Annotated in this window: 20 protein-coding genes and 1 pseudogene; 9 read left to right on the top strand and 12 right to left on the bottom strand. The window is 50.5% G+C overall.

Annotated features, from left to right (window positions below):
• The first annotated feature begins 77 nt into the window (after nucleotides 1–77).
• Nucleotides 78–2,021, top strand: coding sequence for a methyl-accepting chemotaxis protein (locus OGX95_RS16855; RefSeq protein WP_286630273.1), 1,944 nt, complete (start codon nucleotides 78–80; stop codon nucleotides 2,019–2,021).
• Between the two features lie 87 nt (nucleotides 2,022–2,108).
• Nucleotides 2,109–2,627: a DUF6622 family protein gene (locus OGX95_RS16860; RefSeq protein ID WP_286630274.1), complete on the top strand. Its 519-nt coding sequence runs from the start codon at nucleotides 2,109–2,111 to the stop codon at nucleotides 2,625–2,627.
• Here the strand turns inward: OGX95_RS16860 and OGX95_RS16865 are convergent.
• Nucleotides 2,624–3,991, bottom strand: coding sequence for a glycoside hydrolase family 10-like protein (locus OGX95_RS16865; protein WP_286630275.1), 1,368 nt, complete (start codon nucleotides 3,989–3,991; stop codon nucleotides 2,624–2,626). The genes OGX95_RS16860 and OGX95_RS16865 overlap by 4 nt on opposite strands.
• 12 nt (nucleotides 3,992–4,003) lie before the next feature.
• Nucleotides 4,004–4,288 carry a VF530 family protein gene (locus OGX95_RS16870; protein WP_286630276.1) on the bottom strand — a complete coding sequence of 95 codons (285 nt, stop codon included), beginning with the start codon at nucleotides 4,286–4,288 and terminating at the stop codon, nucleotides 4,004–4,006.
• Nucleotides 4,289–4,690: 402 nt separating this feature from the next.
• On the opposite strand from OGX95_RS16870, the gene OGX95_RS16875 reads away from it, so the two are divergent.
• From OGX95_RS16875 to OGX95_RS16890, 4 genes and pseudogenes are all read left to right on the top strand, one after another.
• Nucleotides 4,691–5,083: a hypothetical protein gene (locus OGX95_RS16875; RefSeq protein WP_286630277.1), complete on the top strand. Its 393-nt coding sequence runs from the start codon at nucleotides 4,691–4,693 to the stop codon at nucleotides 5,081–5,083.
• A 528-nt stretch (nucleotides 5,084–5,611) separates the two neighbouring features.
• Nucleotides 5,612–6,466 (top strand): annotated as a pseudogene (locus OGX95_RS16880) (capsular polysaccharide export protein, LipB/KpsS family); the annotation flags it as partial.
• A 69-nt stretch (nucleotides 6,467–6,535) separates the two neighbouring features.
• On the top strand, nucleotides 6,536–7,294 hold the full coding sequence (gene tam / locus OGX95_RS16885; protein ID WP_286630278.1) for a trans-aconitate 2-methyltransferase: 759 nt from the start codon (nucleotides 6,536–6,538) through the stop codon (nucleotides 7,292–7,294).
• A 150-nt stretch (nucleotides 7,295–7,444) separates the two neighbouring features.
• Nucleotides 7,445–7,822 (top strand): GFA family protein, encoded by a 378-nt coding sequence (locus OGX95_RS16890; protein ID WP_286630279.1) that lies wholly within the window; start codon nucleotides 7,445–7,447, stop codon nucleotides 7,820–7,822.
• Nucleotides 7,823–7,906: 84 nt separating this feature from the next.
• Here OGX95_RS16890 and OGX95_RS16895 read toward each other — a convergent pair whose 3' ends face one another.
• From OGX95_RS16895 to sad, 7 genes are all read right to left on the bottom strand, one after another.
• Nucleotides 7,907–8,821: a bestrophin family protein gene (locus tag OGX95_RS16895; RefSeq protein WP_286630280.1), complete on the bottom strand. Its 915-nt coding sequence runs from the start codon at nucleotides 8,819–8,821 to the stop codon at nucleotides 7,907–7,909.
• A 205-nt stretch (nucleotides 8,822–9,026) separates the two neighbouring features.
• Nucleotides 9,027–10,478 (bottom strand): tagaturonate reductase, encoded by a 1,452-nt coding sequence (locus OGX95_RS16900; RefSeq protein WP_286630281.1) that lies wholly within the window; start codon nucleotides 10,476–10,478, stop codon nucleotides 9,027–9,029.
• A 106-nt stretch (nucleotides 10,479–10,584) separates the two neighbouring features.
• Complete coding sequence (locus OGX95_RS16905) at nucleotides 10,585–11,112, bottom strand: GNAT family N-acetyltransferase (protein WP_286630282.1); 528 nt, start codon at nucleotides 11,110–11,112, stop codon at nucleotides 10,585–10,587.
• Between the two features lie 80 nt (nucleotides 11,113–11,192).
• Nucleotides 11,193–11,552, bottom strand: a complete 360-nt coding sequence (locus OGX95_RS16910; protein ID WP_005122713.1) for a DUF4186 domain-containing protein — start codon at nucleotides 11,550–11,552, stop codon at nucleotides 11,193–11,195.
• Nucleotides 11,552–12,478 (bottom strand): glutaminase B, encoded by a 927-nt coding sequence (gene glsB, locus OGX95_RS16915; RefSeq protein WP_137383084.1) that lies wholly within the window; start codon nucleotides 12,476–12,478, stop codon nucleotides 11,552–11,554. Before glsB ends, OGX95_RS16910 begins: the two co-directional genes overlap by 1 nt.
• A gap of 62 nt (nucleotides 12,479–12,540) precedes the next feature.
• The gene (locus tag OGX95_RS16920; RefSeq protein WP_286630283.1) at nucleotides 12,541–14,118 is read right to left on the bottom strand and encodes a methyl-accepting chemotaxis protein; all 1,578 of its coding nucleotides are present in this window, start codon (nucleotides 14,116–14,118) and stop codon (nucleotides 12,541–12,543) included.
• Nucleotides 14,119–14,220: 102 nt separating this feature from the next.
• Nucleotides 14,221–15,609: a succinate-semialdehyde dehydrogenase gene (gene sad / locus OGX95_RS16925; RefSeq protein ID WP_286630284.1), complete on the bottom strand. Its 1,389-nt coding sequence runs from the start codon at nucleotides 15,607–15,609 to the stop codon at nucleotides 14,221–14,223.
• A gap of 102 nt (nucleotides 15,610–15,711) precedes the next feature.
• Here sad and ptrR point away from each other — a divergent pair, with 102 nt between their 5' ends.
• A complete protein-coding gene (gene ptrR / locus OGX95_RS16930) occupies nucleotides 15,712–16,587 on the top strand; it encodes a putrescine utilization regulator PtrR (RefSeq protein ID WP_286630285.1) in 876 nt (291 codons plus the stop codon).
• Here ptrR and OGX95_RS16935 read toward each other — a convergent pair.
• Genes OGX95_RS16935 through dtnK form a run of 3 tightly spaced genes read right to left on the bottom strand, consistent with a single transcriptional unit; the run spans nucleotide 16,584 to nucleotide 19,570 of the window.
• Nucleotides 16,584–17,345: a DeoR/GlpR family DNA-binding transcription regulator gene (locus OGX95_RS16935; protein WP_286630286.1), complete on the bottom strand. Its 762-nt coding sequence runs from the start codon at nucleotides 17,343–17,345 to the stop codon at nucleotides 16,584–16,586. The two genes, ptrR and OGX95_RS16935, sit on opposite strands and share 4 nt — an antisense overlap.
• A 1-nt stretch (nucleotide 17,346) precedes the next feature.
• Entirely contained in the window at nucleotides 17,347–18,333 is a 987-nt protein-coding gene (locus OGX95_RS16940; RefSeq protein WP_286630287.1) for a D-threonate 4-phosphate dehydrogenase, read from the bottom strand.
• A complete protein-coding gene (dtnK, locus tag OGX95_RS16945; protein ID WP_286630288.1) occupies nucleotides 18,326–19,570 on the bottom strand; it encodes a D-threonate kinase in 1,245 nt (414 codons plus the stop codon). Before dtnK ends, OGX95_RS16940 begins: the two co-directional genes overlap by 8 nt.
• A 171-nt stretch (nucleotides 19,571–19,741) precedes the next feature.
• On the opposite strand from dtnK, the gene OGX95_RS16950 reads away from it, so the two are divergent.
• Both OGX95_RS16950 and OGX95_RS16955 read left to right on the top strand, forming a co-directional pair.
• On the top strand, nucleotides 19,742–20,899 hold the full coding sequence (locus OGX95_RS16950; protein WP_286630289.1) for an iron-containing alcohol dehydrogenase: 1,158 nt from the start codon (nucleotides 19,742–19,744) through the stop codon (nucleotides 20,897–20,899).
• Nucleotides 20,900–20,902: 3 nt separating this feature from the next.
• The gene (locus OGX95_RS16955; RefSeq protein ID WP_286630290.1) at nucleotides 20,903–21,787 is read left to right on the top strand and encodes a dihydrodipicolinate synthase family protein; all 885 of its coding nucleotides are present in this window, start codon (nucleotides 20,903–20,905) and stop codon (nucleotides 21,785–21,787) included.
• Nucleotides 21,788–21,827: the final 40 nt, after the last annotated feature.

Raw genomic sequence — 21,827 nt, forward strand, 5'->3', positions numbered from 1 at the left:
CTTAAGAAAACGTTATAAAGATATAAACTCCTGTGCCGATACTGGGTAAAAGTTAGCCTTTTGCAGAAGGAGTTTGTATGGCCTGGTATCCTACTCGTATTTCAACGCGGTTAACCATTGGCGGCATCCTGCTGCTTGCGGTGACCACCCTTGTTATTGTTGCAATTATGCTCTGGCGTGGTCAGCCACGCGTCGTTGAAATCAATACCGCCCTGATAGAAGAGACAGGGCAAGGTTTAACCCGTCAACTGAGTACTGTGCTCTCTCGTATCGAGGGCGAAACCGTCAGTCTGTCACGACTGGCCGAAGTACTGCCTAATGATGAGTCTTTGTATCAAAGCGTGGTTCCACACCTGATAGGCGAAGACAGCCACTCAATTATTACCGGCGGCGGGATCTGGCCAGAGCCCAACGCGTTCACCCCGGGAGTAGAGAAACGTAGCTTTTTCTGGGCGCGTAATGCTGAGGGTAAGCTTGATTTTTCGAATGATTATAATGCCGAAGGATCCGCCGGTTATCACAATGAAAGTTGGTATCAGCATGCTAAAGGTCACTCACAGAACAGTTGCCTGTGGTCGGATGTTTACCAGGATGCCAGTTCCGGCGTGAACATGGTGACGTGCAGTATTCCGTATCAACTAGCCGGCAAGTTTGCCGGTGTGGCCACCACCGATATTCGTCTGGATAACGTTGCGACCTTTATGCAGCAGCAGGGCAACAGCACCGGTGGCTACGCATTTGTGGTTGATAAACAGGGGCAGATCCTCTATTTCCCCCAGGCCGATCAGACAAAATACAAAACCTTTAGCGATCTGGCGCAAAGCGCACACTGGCTGGCCCCGGTGGAAGCCGGGCTGAAATCGCTTCGTGCGACTGATGGCGTGAAAACCATCACGCTTGAAAGCGACAACGTGCTGAATGCTCCATCACGCGTAATGTTGTTCCCAATGGCTGATACTGGCTGGGTCGTAGGGCTGGTGACACCGGAAACGCGCATCGTTGGCCTCGCCAAAGTCATGATGCAGGATGTGCTGGAAGTGCTGATCCCGATTATGACCGTGTTACTCGTAGGATCATGGCTGGTGGTGCGTCGCTTGATCTCTCGTCTCGATGATACTCGTCGCGCACTCGATGATATCGCACAGGGTGAAGGCGATCTTACCCGACGTCTGGATGTTCGGGGTAAAGATGAGATTTCAGATATCGCGGAAGCCTTTAACCTGTTCGTCGATAAAATTTCCGCCATTCTGATCACCGTCAGAAGCAGTAGCGTAGTGGTAGCCAATAACGCCGTCAGTCTGGCCGACAGTAACATGGAGCTTTCTTCACGGGTTACTCAACAGGCGGCCGCGCTGGAAGAGAGCTCGGCAGCGATGGAACAGTTAAATGCGACCGTTCATCAAAATGCGAGCAACACGCAACTGGCAGATGAACTTTCCGACAACACTGCGCAAACGGCGAATCGCTGTGGGGACGTGATGCAGGGTGTGATTTCGACAATGGATAACGTCAGTGCCTCGTCCGGTAGAATGGTAGAAATTGTAGCCGTCATCGACAGCATCGCATTCCAGACCAATATTCTGGCGCTGAATGCTGCCGTTGAAGCCGCCAGAGCGGGGGATGCAGGCAGAGGATTTGCGGTTGTCGCATCTGAAGTTCGTACACTGGCACAGCGCAGTGCCACTGCTGCCCAGGAAATCAAAGCGCTGATCGATGAGTCCGTCTCACATGTTGGCAGCAGCAGCCAGCAAATCCACAACGCAGGTGAGCGCCTGGAAGAGCTGGTCAACAACGTGCGTCAGGTTAGCCAACTGATGGGGGAAATCCGTGTCGCTGGTGACGAGCAGCGTAAGGGCGTTTCCGAAGTCACGCTCGCCGTTACCGAAATGGACAGCACCGTGCAGCAAAACGCATCGTTGATTGATGATGCCGCCACACGAACCCAGGTGCTGAAAGAAGAGGCGGAACAATTAGCTTTACTGGTTTCCTCATTCAAATTGCCGGAGCCTTCAGCGGCCTGAATCCCACGTAACGTATCCGGGTGCTTTGTCTGCGCCCGGATAACACCAGGCTACACTTAACGTGGTTAACACGTCGGGAGCCAGAGTATGGATGAGTTTGTCGTCGCGATGCTGGTGCACACACCGGTGTGGGTGTATGTCTTGTTGGTATTCCTGTTATTTCGGGGGATAAAAGCCAGGATACCCGCTACCGTTACGCTGGAAAAGCTGGCACTGATCCCGGCGCTCTTTCTTTTCTGGGATATTTACGATTTGGTCACTTACCGCGATCAGTCCATCAGCACGTATCTACAGTGGATGGTTGGTATTATTAGCGGCGCGATTGTGGGCTATATGTTGATAAAACCCGACCGTCTGGCACGCAGTACCGCACCACGCAGCATTCATCGCCCGGCAGATTACTCTGCATTACCGTTCATGATGTTGGCCTTTGGCATCAAATATGTACAGGGTGTATTGAATGCTATCGCTCCCGAAATTTTACGCCAGCCGGTAATGAGCGCGTTGGCAATCATTACCGGTGGTGTGTTTGCCGGTGTGTTTATCGGGAAATTTATCCGTTACGTCAGCGTTTATCTCCGGTCACCAGCCCCCGGCAACACTTAGCGTCCCCAACGATCACGAATATAGGTCACGGCTTCCTGGGTTTGCGGTTGGTTAAGATAGTCCTCCCGAAACAAGATAGTGCCATTAATATTCGGTTCGGACTCGTTCAGATCGAGTTGTTTTTTCAACTCCGGCACACCGCCTTGTACCGTCCAGTCCGGTTCTTTTCGTGACGGCTCACCCACTTTATACAGCGCAACGCCAATATACAGGCGGGTATTGGTGGATTTCACCACGCCAGCCCACCATTTAGCCAGTACATCATAACGTGCCGCATCACGGGCGAAGGGCCAGTACAGTTGTGGTGCAATGTAATCCAGCAGACCTGATTGCACCCAGCGCCGGGTATCGGCATACGATTCATCATACGCTGCCGCCCCGCGGGTGTCGGAGCCTGCCGGATCGTGGGAGCGATTACGCCACACGCCTGCAGGACTAACACCAAACTCCACTTCAGGCTTAATTTTTTTGATGGTCTGTGAGACCTGTTCGATCAGTCGTTGCGTGTTATGACGTCGCCAGTCGGCTTTTGAATCAAAACCCTGACCATACTTTCTGAAAGTCTGGCTGTCGCTTAGCGTCGAACCCGGCGATTCGGTATAGAAGTAGTCGTCAAATTGCACGCCATCAACCGGATAATTCTCAACGACTTCCGCGACGATGCTGGTTATCCAGTCGCGCACGTCAGGAATACCCGGGTCCAGTACAAAACGTTCACCCGATGTACGGATCCAGTCCCGATGCAGAACATAAACGCTGGACGGGTTCTGCGACAGCGTGCTGTTTAATTCTGCGACCGTTGAAGACTTCGTATTGACGGAGACGCGGTAGGGGTTAAACCAGGCATGAACTTTCATCCCGCGTTTGTGCGCCTCATCGAGCATAAATTGCAACGGATCGTAACCAGGGTCCTGGCCGATGGTGCCGGTCAGAGTGTCTGACCAGGGAAGAATTTTAGATTGCCACAGTGCAGTGCCGTCCGGTTTTACCTGGAAAAAGACGGTATTGATCCCAAGACGTTTCAGATTATCCAGCTTATCCGTCAGCGCTTTCTGCTGCTGGCTAATGCGGATGACGGGCGAACTGATGTTTACCGATGAGATCGGCGGCCAGTCCAGACGGGAAACCGTTGCCAGCCAGATACCACGAACTGGCTCTTTGCTCTGTTGCGGGGTTGTTACCGGGGGGGGAGGGGTAACCTTCGGCCCTGGCGGTTGTGAAGAGCAACTGCCAAGTAACAGCATACTGCCAACCAGTACAGCAAACCATTTCACATTGGTTAGCGGTAGCGTGTTGCGGGAACGGGCGAGGAGAGTCGCCAGTTTTTTCTGATAATGACCTGAAAAAAAACCGGATGCTGACATCGGATTTTGCTCTTATTTCTTCTTGTTGCGGCTGTTAGCCCAGGGATCAATAGCAGGAGCGGTGGGAGCTGGTGCAACGTCATGCAGGGCATCAAGATACAGTGCTTCAACTTCTGCACGCGCCCACGGCGTACGACGCAGAAACTTCAAACTGGATTTAACGCTCGGTTCATTTTTAAAACAGTTGATGTTTATCCGTTGGCCAAGTTCAGCCCAACCATAACGATCAACCAGGGCATTGATCTGCATTTCGAGCGTCACGCCATGCAAGGGGTCTTTAGAAATATGAGCATTCATATGAAGTCCAGTTCGGTGGTTCCAGATTTTGTCAGTCGTGCGAGCGAAAGATTACAAGAAAGCAAAGCGACCAGCAATGGTATAAACCGATAGCACTGTGAATGGGGACCATGTCAGCAATGTGTTTGGTACGCATTAATTGAATTTAACATAATATACATTATGCGCACCAATATAGAGAGCGGTAAAATCTGGTTTATTTGGTTCATCATTGTGCTGGTCGTTGATAACGCTTAACAGCACTGTTCCTGGATTCATGCTATGCGACCATTCAACCTTACACTTTACGCATACGTCAAACCGTTGACGTTGTAATTGCTCACTCAGTCCTTTTCGCGTACAACCTGGGTATGACACAAACCTGTGCCCCTGGAATTTCACAGCAACGGACCATACAACACAATGCCAGCAACTATCCATGTTCATAAAAATGACAACGCTATCTTTCGCGTCGCTTTTTTATTGATTCTTTCATTCGCGCTGACGAGTTGCGCATTGACCCGCGTCTCTGCCAGTTCACACGACAAAGACGTCGATGAGCTCAATGTTATTGGTTTGAATCTGGATGCTGCAAGACAAAGAGCAATCATGGACGGTTTTGTGTGCAGTAAGGATGCAAACCTCCATCTGGTGCAAACCGAAAGTGGCAATCATAAATGGTTACAAACGGAATGCAGTAAAAAAAGCCTGGAACTGTTCTGCCCACAAATGCGTTTTATGGTACTCAATGTTGACCCCGATACAAATAAAGTTGTTGATGTGGGGAAATATATTACTCAGCATACTTGTTTTTGAAGATGACTCTGATATCAACCTATGCGATACCAATGTCCCCTGCTGCCTCCACTTCGATTCAAGAGTACTGGATTGTATTGGACCTATGAAAATAATATAATAGACGCTTATTTTTTAATGATAATCGTTACTGTGTAGCGGATAGTCGGCTGCCAGATTAAACATAAATCTAATCAATAGTTTTATTTTCAATAATTACTTGGGGTTATGATGGATGATTTAAACCGTTTTTACTTTGACTTACCACAATGGCTAGGTAAGAGTGAAGGCATTCATCGACAATTTATTGGCAACTTTATATCTTGTCTCCATGATGAACAATTACAAGTAATACTGAACCCAGCAAATTTCCCTTGTTATGGTCTTAAAAGACTAGCAATTAAAGGGGCTATTACATTCTCCTTTCATTCATATAATAATGACAAAAATGTTTTCTCGATAAAAGAATCACCTATATATGGACTGTACTCTGTAGATAAAAACGGATATTCGGGGTGGGCGGATATTTGAGTTAACTTCAGCTCATATGTCGATAAGATAAATAAAATAGATCATGATAGTGCCAAGAATATCATTGGCGAGAAACGGGATTTTTTTAAGGAGACAAAACTCTCCAAGCATCAACAACCACAGAACCACGTTGTTCTCCCCTCTGATTACCTGTTTTTCCCCATGCAGGTCAACTCTGATTCGGTTACCGATCATGAGAACATCAGCGCCATGGAGGCATTAGACTATGTTGCGGCATTGGCTAAAAAGACAAATCGAACGTTGGTAATCAAACGCCACCCGATGTGTAAATCCAGAGGTATTGATGCCAAGATCGCGTATCTATTAGCAACCAACGAGAATGTTTTGTCTGTTGATGCTAATATCCACGAATTAATTGAAGGGAGTTCTGCCGTTATCGCATGTAATTCCGGCACAAGCATTGAAGCCTTAATTCTGGGTAAACCAGTTTATTGCTTTGGCCGAAGCGAATGGTACGAAGCTACACATAAAATTGAAGTCTTAGAAGATTTCGATGCGATATTTTTGAATGATAAACACAGTACCATGTCTGCTTTCCAGGAAAAGTTGATAGCATACTTATTATCTGAATATTGGATTCAATTTGATGACATTGAGTCTATTAAGGAAAAAATAAAATATTGTATTAGCCTCTATGAAAGCAACTACGGTGATGATTTTATCGATAATCATAATGATGGTGAATGTTATGTCAGGAGTTTTTTAAATGCCCAAAGAGAGATCGCGATCCTGAAGAGAAAGCAAAAAAAGTATAAGAAAGATTATGAATTATTATCTTTTGTAATGCGGTTTGTCCTGTTTTTACCCTTTAAAGCTACACTTACTATGCTGGGAAGGAACAAGAATCATTGATTCTGAGGGACGTGATGGAAATTGCTGACTCAGAATCATACTATTTCATCGCATACAGGATACTGAAACATGGCTGACTGGAACCCTTCGCTCTATCTGCAATATGAAACCGAACGTTCAAGACCTGCAGCTGAATTACTCAGCAGAGTCGCACTGGAGAATGTCCGCTCAGTCGTCGACCTCGGCTGCGGTCCGGGTAACAGCACCGCATTGCTACATCAGCGTTGGCCATCAGCAAAAATAACAGGCGTGGATTCTTCACCGGCAATGCTCAGCGAAGCGCGTAACGCGCTGCCTGGCTGCCATTTTATCGAAGCGGATATTAGTGCATTTCAGACAGAAGAGCCTGTAGATCTGCTGTATGCAAACGCATCTTTGCAATGGGTTCCCGATCACTATCAGCTGTTTCCCCACCTGGTCTCTCTGCTAGGGAGAGATGGCGTACTGGCCGTACAAATGCCGGATAACTGGCTGGAGCCAACGCATGTTCTGATGCGTGAAGTCGCCTATGAACTGGGTTACCCCGATCGCGGCCGCTCGCCTCTTCCCGGAGTGCATGCATATTATGATATTTTGACTGACATGGGCTGCGATGTTGATATCTGGCGTACAACTTACTATCACGTTATGGATTCACACCAGTCAATTATCGACTGGGTGAGTTCGACGGGGTTGCGTCCATGGTTGCAGGACCTGAGTGAAAGCGAACAACATCGCTATCTGGCGCGCTACCATGCTTTGCTGCAGGAGCAATATCCGCTGCAAGAAAATGGGAAAATACTACTGGCGTTTCCGCGGTTGTTTATTGTTGCTAAACACAATTCTTAAGCACTGACCTCCAATTATCAGCCTCTTTGTATCCGGGGCTGATAATTATTGTGAATTCTCCATGCGCGCCCTCGCCTTTTTACGATGAGGATCTAGTGATAAAGCCAGTCATCTGCTAGTGTCTGAGAACGTTTACTGACGGGGGTTGTCATGTCTAAAGTCTACATTGGCGGTTGTCTGTGTGGCTCTATTCGCTTTGCCGCGACGAGCCCTAATAATTCGCATACCTGCTCGTGCGATATTTGCCGCAAGCATACCGGTGCACCGACCGTCGTCTGGATTGAATTTAATGCTGAAAATGTAGAGTGGACGGGAAAAGCGGGTAAACCGACTACCTGGCGTTCTTCAGAAACTTCCAGTCGCGCTTTTTGCCCTCAATGTGGAAGTTCTGTTGGTGCCATTGATGATGCTCCGGTAATTGCGCTATTGACAGGCGTTTTTGATGATCCCAATGATGAAGATCTGGCCCCCGAGTCTCATTCATTTACCGATATGCAACCTGCATGGTGGCAAAAAGAATTCGGCTAAAGCCGCACTACCTGGCGTATCAAGTCTTACCTATTCCTTCAGTGAAACAATGAGAGCTGGTCGTGCTACCAGCTCTACCGGATGTTATGTCAGCTGGTAATGCTTATCGGGCATATGTTTCACCGGAACAACGGTTTCATCATTCATCTGCAGCAAATCGATTTCAATTGCATTACAAATCGCATCGAGTGGCAGATCATTATTCTCTGTACCAAACGGATCTTCGAGCTCTTCGGCTAGCGTATCGAGCGAGATAAAGGTATAGGAAATAAGCACCGAGATGAACGGTGTCATATAGTGTAAATCCACCACTAACGCGAACGGCAACATAATACAAAACAGATATACCGTGCGATGAAGGATTAAGGTGTAAGCAAACGGGACTGGCGTGTTCGCAATACGCTCACAACCTGCCAGCACTGCCGACATATCATTTAACCTGTTGTTTAAACTGTGAAATAATATATCAGATAGCTGCCCATTTCGTCTGCGAACGGCCAGCCATTCCCCCATCAGCAGCAGAATGCGGTTGGCCGGTGATTGAGACGCAAAAACGGTCTGTAAATCGCTCTCGCTGAGGTATTTCGCCAGGGGTTCTGCTTGCGGTTGTCGACGTAAAGTCATACGCAGGCAATGGGCAAATGCGATTTGCAGACGAACGAACTGCCCCAGTTCAGCATCATTTGGTAAGGTCGTTTTCACCTCGCGCAGAAGTGAACGGGAAGCAATCATCAACTGCCCCCACAAATGTCGGGCTTCAACATAGCGCGAATAACAGGCGTTGTTGCGAAAGCCTAAGAAAATTGCAATTGCGACACCGAGAATGCTGAACGGTGCGAGGGTAAATTTGATACCCAGCATCGTATACCATGGCAGCATGATGATGACGGCAATGGAGAGCAGGAAATTCAGCAACAAGCGTGAAAAGATTTTGGATAAAACTGAGCCATGCCAGACGAATATCAGGCGTAACCAGTGTTGTTGGGGGCGAACGATCATGGTTATCTTCGGAAAATGTGAAAGCCGGAATATTAAACGTGATCGCGATCAATGTTGCAAGCTTATAGCAACACAATCTAAACATCTTTTCCTGTCGACCCTGGCGTGCACTGAAGCTACAGATGATGGTATTTAAAAATAGATATATTGTATGTTGTAACTAAATAAAGACGGTGAAAAACCCGGCCTGAACCGGGTTAACCTATTAGCACAGTGGCTTAACAGCTACGCGCATGCCTTTCGCCAGAATAGAATCCAGGTCTGCAGTGACCTGTTCTACCAGGCCGGAAACCTGTGTCAGATCCTGTTCCCAGTGCTCTTTTACGGCCAATACCGCGTTGACCAGCGCTTCAGTAGTCATCTGGTGGTCACGATGCTGAGCCCACAACACCTGGAAACGCTCCATCCAGTGCGCATCATCCTGAACCGGATAAGATTCACCGTTACGCTCACCGCGGTAGAAAGCAATCAAGGCCGCCAGGGCGAATGTCAGACGCGGCGGCAGTTGGCCGCTGGCTTTCTGCCCTGCCAACAGCTGCGGCAAAATACGGGTACGGAATTTGGTCATGCCATTGAGCGCAATCGACAATAGCTGATGCTTAATGTACGGGTTGCAGAATCGGCCGGTCACCGCACTGGCAAATGAAGCCAATTCATCACGCGGCAGATCCAGCACAGGGATAATCTCTTCATAGATAGCTTTCTCAACGAAGGCGCGGATTTCTGCATCATTCATTGCCTCACCCACGGTATCAAGCCCTGCCTGCCAGGCGACCGGTACCAGTGCAGTGTGCGCACCGTTGAGAATGGCGACTTTACGCTCTTTATACGGCTTGATGTCATCGACAATCAGAACATTCAGCGGGTATTTATCGAGGCGAAGTTCAGTGGCTAATGATTTTGGCCCCTGAATAACAAACAGATAGAAGTGTTCTGCAGTATCAAGGAACGCATCATGATAACCCAGTTCAGCCTCAAGCTTCGCAACTTCGTCACGTGGGTAGCCGGTAACAATACGGTCCACCAGCGTAGAACAAAATGCGTTTGCCTGGTCCAGCCACTGTACGAATGCTTCCGGCAACGCCCATTCCTGAGCATAACGCAGAACCAGTTCATGTAGCGCTTCACCATTGTAATCAATCAGCTCGCAAGGAATGATAATCCAGCCTTTATCAAGCGCACCGTTGAAATGGCTATAGCGTTCGAACAGCAGTCGGGTCAGTTTGGCCGGATAACTCACCGCCGGCGCATCATCAAACTTATCTCCCGCGTGGTAACTGATACCCGCTTCCGTGGTGTTAGAGAAAACAAAACGCATTTCAGGATTATGCGCCAGCTTCAGGAACTCATCGTATTCGCTATAGACGCTGATTTCACGGTTAACCGAACGAATTAAACGGGCATCGCTGACGGCCTCGCCCTTTTCATTCAAACCACGAATGATGGTGGTATAGAGACCATCCTGGGTACTCAGTGACGGCGGGAAGGTACTTTCGATAGGACGAACAATGACCACACCAGCGTTCAGATCGGTATGTTCATTCAGCAGATCAACTTGCCAGTCAACAAAGGCGCGCAGGAAGTTTCCTTCACCAAACTGAATAATGCGTTCAGGATAGTGAGCACCGGGAAAATCGCGACGATTTAGTGTTTGCACAATGGGTTCCCTTTTTGATTAGTCATACAACCTGATTGAATTGGTCCAATAGGTTAGCAAACTTTAATACAATGAAACCCTGTTTTGATCAATCCCCGGTGACAAATTAGAGCGTTTTATAAAAAAGTGTGGTCCCGGCCAGTGTTCCATCAGGCATTTTTGCATAGTCAGGGATTACCCCTGCTTTTTGCCATCCACAATTGTGGTAGAACAACTCGGCGGCGCTGCCTGTAGACGTATCAAGAACCAGGAGGGTTTTCCCTTCATGATGTGCGCAAATTTCCAGTGCATTCATCAATTCCCGGGCGATCCCACACCGCCGTGCAGAGGTATGAACCAGGAGTTTGGCAACATCTGCACGATGAGGCTGGTTTTCGGGTTGATCGATAATGAGCTGAACGGTCCCGACAAGCGTCCCTTGTGCATTTTCAGCCCCCAGAACAATGCGTTCTCCACAAGAGACACTTTGTGCAACACGCGTCCAGAAAGGCCGTGACTTATCGCGGTTAAAAGGGAGCATAAAACTGACAGATGCGCCATCATTCACGCACTGTTCAAGGACATCACTCAGCTCGTCGATTCTCGACAGGATCTGTCCCGCGCTCAGTATAAAGCAGGGTGTGTGGGTAGCCATTTGGTCTCCTTAGATTGACCCCTTCATACTGCAATTAACAATTACACAACACAAGGAGTCGGATCATAGGATTATGTTATCTATGGCTTATTCATTTGCAGCACTAACCAGTGGTAGATAACAGTGACAACGTAACGTTGCTGTTGCTCGCTCAGCGGTTGCCCCTGAGGTATATCATGCCATTTGGCCAGACATCCCCTACAGCACGTCGCCGTAGCATGTTGAGCGATAAATACCGGATGTCCACGCATCGGCGTTTGCTTTCCGTCATTGGCCGGGAACGCGGGAGCCAATCGCTTAGCAATAAAATCGGCCGCGTGTTGTTCAATGACCGGCGCACCTTTTTCCAGACAATATTGTCTCTCTTTCTGACCGAGACGAAACCGCGATCGAAAAGTCGATTTCGCCAGTCGGGCAAAAAGCGGGTCGAGTGTGTTCATCAGTAAACCGAGCGCCCTAACTGTTGCGTTAATTGTTCCAGTACCGCAATACCCGCCAGCGAGTTCCCTGCGGGATCCAGCTCCGGACTCCAGACCGCAATCGCCATCTCATGCGGCACGATTGCCACAATGCCACCACCCACACCCGATTTCGCCGGCAGACCTACCCGCCAGGCAAACTCCCCGGCATTTTGATACATACCGCTGGTCGCCATTAACGCGTTAATCTGCCGCGCCTGCATCGGCGTGACCACCGGCTCGGTGAGATGGAATGCGTTCCCTTGATTAGCCAGAAACACGAAGGTCCGCGCCAATTCCACGCAACTCATTTTCAGCGCGCAGTAGTGAAAATAATTTTGCAGAACGGTCGTCACATCGTGATGAAAATTGCCAAAGGACTTCATCAGCCAGGCGATTGCCGCGTTGCGGGCGGAATGCTCAAACTCAGAGCGAGCAACCGTCGCATCATAAGCGATATCTGAAACGCCGCTTAATGCACGTACCACTTCTAGCATTCGTTGCCGTGGCGCGCTCAGCCGACCTTGCAGCATATCGCATACCACCAATGCCCCGGCATTTATAAAAGGATTACGCGGTATACCCTGCTCCATTTCCAGCTGAACCAGCGAGTTAAACGGATGACCGGAAGGATCTTTGCCAACACGTTGCCAGATCTCGTCTTCCTGGTAATGACGCATTGCGACAACCAGGCTAAGCACCTTTGAAATCGACTGAATAGAAAAACGTTCTTGCGCATCCCCCGCCTGATAGTGCTGACCATCAACGGTGCAAATGGCAATACCCAGTTTTGAGCCATCGACGGAGGCTAATGCAGGAATATAATCGGCGACTTTTCCCTGACCAATCAGCGGACGAACCTGCTGCACAATGGTCTCTAAAATTGAATTGTCCATGGCCCTGGCCACAACATGCTCCTTGCTCGCAGGTATGAAAGGCCTGCGAGTATAACAGAGCTGAATACACAGCGTCAGGTCGGAAGACGGAATCGGGCAACGGCCTGCAGAAGCTGATGAGACTCATGATGTAACTGTAGGGAAGAATCAGACGCGGCGTTCACCAGATCGCTGGTCTGTCGGGCTTCGTTATTCAGCGCCTGAAGCTGACTGGTCAACTCGTGAATACGGGTTCCTTGATTCATCGTCGCAGCAGAAATGTCATTCAATAAGGCACCCAGATTTTCCACCAGCGATATAACCTGGTGTAAGTTGTCATCTAGTCCGTTCACCGCATGAAAGCCCTCATCAATACCCGCTAAGGAATGATGAATCAACGCCTGAATATTCTGCGTGGACTGACTGCTTTTTCTCGCCAACAACCCGACTTCTTTTGCTACAACCGCAAATCCACGCCCTTGTTCACCGGCATGCGCAGCTTCGATCGCCGCATTTAACGCCAGAATATTGGTCTGAAACGCGATGCTGTCAATCAGTGAGATGATCCCGCGCATCTCTGATGAACGGGCAACAATCGCCTGCATCGACGCATTTACCGTTGCCATCATCCGGTCGCCACCCGCAGCAATATCCCGCGCCTGAACGGCGCGTTGATTTGCCAGTTGAGCAAACCCACTGTTATCTTCAACATGTGTTTCCAGAAACGAAATATGTGATGTCACCGTATTTAGCTCATCGCTCTGTTTCGCAGATTGCTGATACAACTGTTTATTGCTTTGCGTAAGCTGAGTGATATTCCCCACCATTGAGGTAGTAGCGTCATTCACCTGCTGCACCAGCATACATAGCCCCTGCTGCATCGCGTCGATACGTGAGCTCAGTTGTGTCACTTCACGATTAAACTGACTCACCTGGGGGGCTGGACGGGAAAGATCGCCAGCCGCTAACACATCAATATGATCGATCAATTGTCTCAGTGGCGCGATTACCCAGCGGGACATACTGCGCCAGACCAGTACCGCAATCACCACCAGCACAAGAGGAATAAATAAAAAGAGCTGCTGTAAACGTTCAAGACTGGTCAACAGCTGCTCTCGCCCCTTTTCCGCCTGCTGGCCACTGTCTTGCTGAAAGCGTGCATAATTTTCATTAAAGTCTGTCTGAAACGCCTGTACAGGCACGGCAAAAAAAGCATCAATGCTATTAGATTGCATTAATCCATCTGCCTGCTCCTGAACACCGCTATAAAAACGCTGATAGCTCTCCATCAAGTCGGGAGCCTGATGAGGCTCCATTGCAAGCCAGGCATCCCATGCCGTTTTTGACTGCGTTAACGCATGCTGAGCCTCTTCCATTAACGGACGCCAGCTCCCTTCCGAGCCGGTAGCCGCATCCTGCATAAAGTAAACGCCGGCACGATTAAGTAAGTCGCTGGCAGATAACAACGCCACCCTTGCTTCATCAATCTTCGACTGTTGCAAAAGCACCTGCTGATTATGCTGTTCATTAATCTGCGCGTCCCTGACAGAGGTTGAGAGCATAACTGAGGATGCAATCTGCAAAACAGAGAACAGCGCAATAATACAAATAATGCCGGTTAACAGCCCAAACTGACGAGGATTTAGACGACGAAAAATTTGCGTTATGTTCATATTACTCTTCTGTATCAAAGCGTTAGACGCGAGTGTACGCAGAGTAAATGACAAATTTATTGCAGAAATAAGACGGGTGCCCCTGCAGAGGCACCCGGGCTATCAGAGACGGTTTTTCCAGACGGTTTGCACATTGCAAAACTCATGCAGACCAAAGTGAGAAAGTTCACGACCAAACCCACTTTTCTTCACGCCGCCAAAAGCAACGCGAGCATCACTGGCACTGTAACCATTAATAAACACGCCACCACACTCCAGACGGGCCGCCATATTTTGCGCCAGTGCCTCATCCGCGGTAAACAACGTGGCCGACAAGCCAAACTCGCTGTCATTAGCCAGTGCTAATGCGTGCTCAGCATCCTTCGCGACGGTAATTGCCGCAACCGGGCCAAACAACTCCTGACGAAATGCCGTCATTTCCGGCGTAACATCACCCAGTACCGTCACGGCATAGTAATTACCCTGACCGGCGATCTTTTCCCCGCCGAGGAGTAAGCGCGCCCCTTGAGCCAGTGAGGCTTCAACCTGCTGATGCAGTTCATCCCGCAGATCAAAACGTGCCATTGGGCCAAGATCGTTCTCTTCATTTAGCGGGTCACCCATTTTCAGTGCGCTGGCTGCCGCGACAAAACGTTGGGTGAATTCTGCGGCAATGCCCTGTTCAATAATAAAGCGTTTCGCTGCGGCACAAACCTGCCCGGTATTCTGATAACGCCCTGCCACTGCTGCTTTGACGGCTAAATCCAGGTCTGCATCCTTCAGCACGATAAACGGATCGGAACCCCCTAACTCAAGCACGCATTTCTTCAGCGCAGCACCGGCCTGAGCGCCAATCGCAGCCCCTGCCCGCACGCTGCCCGTCACGGTTATCGCTGCGACACGCGGGTCATTAATCATCTGGCTAACCCCGGCGTTATCGGCATTAACCCAGCCATATACCCCAGCCGGTATTTCCGCATCGGTAAACACCTGGGCGATAATCGCGGCGCACCCGGTCACATTCGGTGCATGCTTTAACAGATAGCCATTTCCGGCCAGCAAAATCGGTACGGCACCCCGCATAACCTGCCAGAGCGGGAAGTTCCACGGCATGATCGCCAGGATAGTCCCCAGGGGGCGGTACTCAATCACGGCCTGGTTATCCTCAACCTGCGTTGCCTCAGTATTAAGCATCGCTGGCCCATGTTCGGCGTACCAGTCACATAATGCCGCAGACTTTGCCACTTCCGCACGAGCCTGCCTGACAGGCTTACCCATTTCACGCGAGATACACTGCGCCATCTCTTCGGCGCGTTCACGCAGCGCCTGTCCGACCCGGCGCAACATCTGTGCACGATGGGCGACGGTCGTGCGTTTCCATTCATTGAATCCAGTCGCCGCCAGATTCAGCGCATGTGTAATCTCATCGGCGCGGGCCCACGGCATTGCCGTCAGCATTTCGCCACAGGTAGGGTCAACGGAAATAGCATGTGTTGCTGCTGTGATGGTCATAAGTGCCTCTCTTTCTCGCAAGGTATGGTTATATCATGCGCAGGTTTACTCTTTCTGAAAAATGAATAATATTAACCATACCATTCACGAATAGAGAAAATTATGGACCTGACGCAACTGGAAATGTTCAATGCCGTAGCAGAGACCGGCAGCATCACGCAAGCAGCTGCGAAGGTGCATCGCGTGCCGTCCAACCTCACCACGCGTATTCGCCAGCTTGAAGCGGACCTTGGCGTCTCTCTGTTTATTCGTGAAAATCAACGTCTGCGACTTTCTCCATCCGGGCACAATTTTTTGCGTTACAGCCAGCGGATCCTGGCGCTGGTAGAAGAAGCGCGGATGGTGGTCGCAGGAGATGAACCACAGGGATTGTTCTCTCTGGGGTCGCTGGAAAGTACAGCCGCCGTGCGTATTCCGGCCACTCTTGCCGAATATAATCAGCGCTACCCTAAAATCCAGTTTGCACTGGCAACAGGACCGTCCGGTACCATGCTGGACGGTGTGCTGGACGGTACGCTGAACGCCGCTTTTGCTGATGGCCCTATTACCCATCCAGGTCTTGAAGGAATGCCGGTGTACCGTGAAGAGATGATGATTGTCGCCCCACACGGGCACCCGCCCATAAAACGGGCCAGCGATGTGAATGGTTACAATATCTATGCCTTTCGCGCCAACTGTTCATATCGCCGCCATTTTGAAAGCTGGTTTCACGCCGATCGCGCGATGCCGGGCACGATCCACGAAATGGAGTCCTACCACGGTATGCTGGCCTGTGTGATTGCCGGCGCCGGAATCGCGCTGATTCCGCGTTCTATGCTGGAAAGCATGCCGGGCCACCATCAGGTCAATGCCTGGCCGCTGAGCGAAAACTGGCGTTGGTTAAATACGTGGCTGGTCTGGCGTCGGGGGGCGATGACGCGACAGCTGGAAGCATTTATTGAGGTACTGGAACCTCAGCTGTCGCAGAATGCGGATTAACTGGCGAACGTCAGATGGCAAGGCAGTTGCTCAAGCTGCTGCCGTACCTGTTCATTGAGTCGGGCATCGGTCACGATATCCGTCAACGCATCCAGATGCGTAACGTTGAAAAGTGACCATGCACCGTATTTTGAGCTGTCGGCCAGCAGAACCCGCCGCCCTGCATTCGCAATCAGGTCACGCTTCAGACCGGCCTTTTCTTCCGTCGGCGCGGTGATCCCGCGGGCCAGGTCCCAGCCGTTACAGCTTAAAAACGCGATATCCGGCCACACGTTTTGCAACAGTTTACGCCCGTGTTCGCCGATACATGACTGGCTGGAGTCATCAATACGCCCACCGATGATCGTCACTTCAATTTGCTTGAACTCAGAAAGAAATAGCGCAATGTGCAGATCGCTGGTGATGACGCGCAACGGCAGATGGGTAAGCTGGCGCGCCAGTTCAATCATCGTCGTTCCCGCATCCAGGACAATGGCATCCCCGGCTTTCACCAGGCTTGCCGCCGCGCTGGCAATAGCCTGTTTTTCCATCAGGCTACGCTGCATTTTCTCATGTGTGGTTGGTTGTGAAGGGATAAACCGGTTGAGCGTCACACCGCCGTGAGTACGGCTGATAACACCTTCCTGATCGAGTTTAATCAGGTCGCGGCGAATGGTCGCCGGAGAGGCCTGAGTCACAGCAACAAGCTGTTCTACCGTCGCCAGATTATGCCCTTTCAGATAATCCATAATCTGTTCTAACCGATTATATCCCTTCATTTTAATCCCGCGTAATTTGCATTGCTAACTGGATGGACACGGCCATGCTCTCAGACTTGGCTTTACCTGTCCAGGCAATATCAAACGCCGTACCGTGGTCTGCAGAAGTGCGAATAAATGGCAATCCAGCGGTAATATTCACCCCATCATAGAATCCCAGCAATTTTAGCGGAATATGGCCCTGATCGTGATACATCGCCACCACCATGTCATACATACCTTCGTGGCACTGCATAAAGACAGTATCCGGTGGGCAAGGCCCGGTGACATTCAGCCCCTGCTCCCGCATAGCCTGTACCGCGGGCCCGACTATGGTCATCTCTTCATCACCAAACAGACCGTTTTCCCCGGCATGAGGATTAACGCCCGCTACCGCAATACGTGGATTATCAAACCCGACACGACGCAGGAAATCATCCGCGACCCGAATGACTGTTTTCACACGCTGTTCACTGAGCGTATCAAGGAATTTACGCAGTGCAATATGTGTAGTGACATGAATCACTTTAAGCTGTTCGGTATACAACACCATTGCGTAGTCTTTGCTGTTAGTCAGTTGCGCCAGTAATTCGGTATGGCCGGGATAATGATGTCCCGCCATGTGCAGTGCTTCTTTATTCAGCGGCGCAGTGGCAATGGCTTTCACTTCCCCGCTGAGCGCCAGCGCGGTGGCGCGTTTAATACAGCGGTATGCCAGATCACCGGCCTGTGCCTGGACCACACCAGGTTCAAGTGCAGCGGGATCGGCAAGGGGTTCATCAATTACATTGATAACACCGGGGGCGAATTGTGCCTGGGTTACGTTATCGATCACCCGGAGTTCCACAGGCGGCGTGACATTTAATGCCTGGATGCGCTTCAGCGTTTGCGCACAGCCCACGACCACGACCGGCGAGCCAGCCAGCTCTCCTTCCGCTAACGATTTAATAATGATCTCCGGTCCAATACCTGCCGGGTCGCCCATGGTTACCGCAATAGTGTTATTCACTCATTTTCTCCTCGATATAATTCAAAACCTGACGCAGAGTGGTTTCGTCGCCGAATCCCCCTGCTTTTGTCATAACCGGGCGTTGCCAGTAGCTACCGGCAAGATGACCGTACGGCACACACTGGGCCACACGGTCGGTAATACGGAATCCTGTTGCCTCCAGCGCATCCGCGATCGCCATCGCGACATCACCGCCGGAAAGATACAGTGCCCCAGGTGATACTTCGTGCAGCACCTGGCGGGTAAGTTGTCCAAGAAACTGGCAGATTGTTTCGCCGAGCTGCGCGCGGCTCATCTGCAGGTGCGCACACAGCATTGGAATATGATGGCGTGCTTCGCTGTCGGGACAGGTGTGAACGATGCAGTGTTTACCTGAGATGAGAACCCTGGCAATACGCTGCACATAATCTGTCAGGCTGCCACTGAGGATATTTTCGATATCAATGAATACAGTCTCCACCTGCGGGTCCTGGCAAACTACAGCAATCTGCTGTTGAGCGATTTCACTCATTGAACCCACTACCGCCAGTAAACACTGTGAGGACGGTGTCCGGACATGGCGGGCCAGCGCGTCACAGATCCCGGCAGACCCCACCAGCAGCGGCAGTTCCTCCTGCATCAGCGCTTCCGTAGCAATAACATCAAGATCGGTCTGCGTGCGGGCATCCACCACCCAGATTTGTGGCGTTTTCGCAACAGGCTCTCTGAGGTGCTGCAGATAGTTGCTCAGAGACATTGCCCTACACGCAATGGCGGTTTGCGCCTGTAACACCTCACAGATATCGGCGCTAATAACCGGCGTTTTCGGATCGCTGGCAAATTCAGTCTGCGTCACGGGAATACCGTTAACGAGGCACTGCCCCTGCTCAGTGGTACGCCCGGCTGAGGGACAAGCCAGTGCCACGACGGCCCGCTTTTTACCTGTAATCCGCATTAACGCGTCCAGTTCGGCCCCTGGGTTTCCGCGCAATGTTGAATCCATTTTCTTGAGCCACTGCGTCTGAGGACCGGCCTGACTGGCAATAGCCAACTCTCTTACCCTGGCGGCGGCCTGCTCAGCCTCCAGCGCACGACTATCCGTGTTGATGACCAGCACATCTGCGTCATCGGCACAGGGCAAGGTGAAAGCGACATTCACCGTCATTCCCGTCAACGCCAGACTTACCCCAGCATCATTACCACCAGTAAAGTCGTCGGCAATCACTAGTACCTGTGGCCTTGCTACCTGTCTACTCATCCATGCTCCGGGTTGTTGTATGTTGATAATGATTATATTCAATCACATTTGATTAAATGTGAGCAAGCTCAAGTTATTCAGCTCGGAGATAAATTATAAATTTAGCCCATGATGCAATCGTTCCTGAATCTCAGTGAGCGAATTCAATCACTCGAATAACAGGAGAATGTTGTGGCAACAATCAATAGCACAGTGATTAGTGGTTCGAATGCCATCCCCGCACTGGAACCATTACTGGCGGGGAAACACCAGCTGTTACTGGTGACGGATAGCAATATTGTTGGACTGGATGCGGTAATACAGATCCGTAACTTACTGGCCAACGATGGACGTCATGTGGCCCTGATTGACAATGTGCCTGCAGAACCCGGGCATCACGATGTCAGCGCATTATTAACAAACGTACAAGGTATCAACGTGGAAATGGTGATCGGTATCGGCGGTGGCAGCGTACTGGATGTGGCGAAACTGCTCTCCGTCTTATGCCATCCTGAATCTCCGACGCTTGACGCCATGCTGGCGGGAGAAAAACCGCTGCAACGTGTTGCTTCTGTGCTAATCCCCGCCACGGCGGGTACAGGGTCTGAAGCAACCCCGAATGCCATTCTGGCTATCCCGGAGCAAAACACCAAAGTCGGTATCATCTCCCCGGTGCTGTTACCGGATTACGTGGCCCTGTTGCCAGAACTCACCACCAGCATGCCGGCGCATATTGCCTCATCCACTGGAATTGACGCGTTATGTCATCTGATTGAATGCTTTACCGCTACCGTCGCCAATCCGGTAAGCGATAACGCTGCGCTCATTGGTCTGCGTAAGCTACTCAACAATATCGAAACCTCCGTCAATGAGCCTGAAAATCTGCTGGCCAAACTGGAGATGCTGTGGGCATCGTATTACGGCGGTGTGGCGATTAATCATGCCGGTACTCACCTGGTCCACGCGCTCTCTTACCCGCTCGGCGGTCGATACCATCTCCCACATGGTGTCGCTAACGCCATTCTGTTAGCACCCTGCATGAAAGTGATTCGCCCTTTTGTGGTCGACAAGTTTGCCCTGGTATGGGATCTGCTACCTGAGGCCGATCGCACACTCAGTGCCGAAGAAAAATCCTGCGCCCTTGTGGAGTACTTCTCCACACTCGTGAAACGCCTGAACCTGCCCGATAACCTGGCAACGCTTGGTGTGCCGTCTACTGATATTCCCGCACTGGCCGATGCCGCACTGAACGTAAAGCGCCTGATGAATAATGCTCCCTGTGAGGTGAGCCATGACGATATTCAGGCCATTTATCAAACTCTGTTTCCAGAACTGATGACCAAGGAGTGAATAATGAGTAGCAAAATCCGAGGAGTACTGACTGCAATCGTTACGCCGTTCGACCACGACGGCGGGCTTAACCTTAACGAACTGAGAAACCAGGTAAACCGCCAGTTAACTGCCGGAAACGGCATTTTCTGCGGCGGTACCAACGGCGAATTCTTTGTACTTAACGAAGATGAAAAAATCGCAGTCACGCGGACCTGTGTAGAGGAAGTGGCGGGTCGGGCACATGTAGTGGCACACATTGGCGAAATATCTACCCGTGAAACCATTCGACTGGGTAAGCAAATTGAAAAGCTGGGTGTCGATGCGGTGTCGGTAATTACCCCGTACTTTGTTCCTCTGAAGCAACCTGAGCTCATTGCCCATTACACCGCGATTGCCGATGCGCTCTCCGTCCCGGTATTTCTCTATAACATTCCGGCGCGTACGGGGAACACCATTGAGCCTGAAACAGCCAGAGTGCTGGCAGCACACCCGAACATTATCGGGATCAAAGACAGTGCCGGCAGTTATGAAAGTCTTAGCAGGTTCCTGGATGCAGTGAAAGATATCGAGGGATTTGATGTGCTGAATGGACCAGATTCACTCATTCATCAGGGGTTTGTTGATGGCTGTTCCGCCTGTATTTCGGGGTTGGCTAACGTCGCACCAAAAGAAATCAACGCTATCTGGTCCCGATTTAACGCGGGCGACGTTGCCGGATCGCATCAGGCTCAGGAGAGCGTCACCGGCCTGCGCACCGATCTCTATAAAGTGGCCTTCTCTCCGGCTGCGGTAAAAAAAGCATTACAAATCATGGGCCATGATGTTGGCTCAAGCCGTTACGCTGTCACGTTTGATGCACACCAGGAACGCCAGATTCAGCAAATTATCAATAACTATTTGCGATAGACACTTTTACAGCGGCGGCAACGCCGCTTAACCAACAGGA

This window comes from Citrobacter sp. Cu233 (assembly GCF_030332225.1).
Classification (GTDB): Bacteria; Pseudomonadota; Gammaproteobacteria; order Enterobacterales; family Enterobacteriaceae; genus Citrobacter.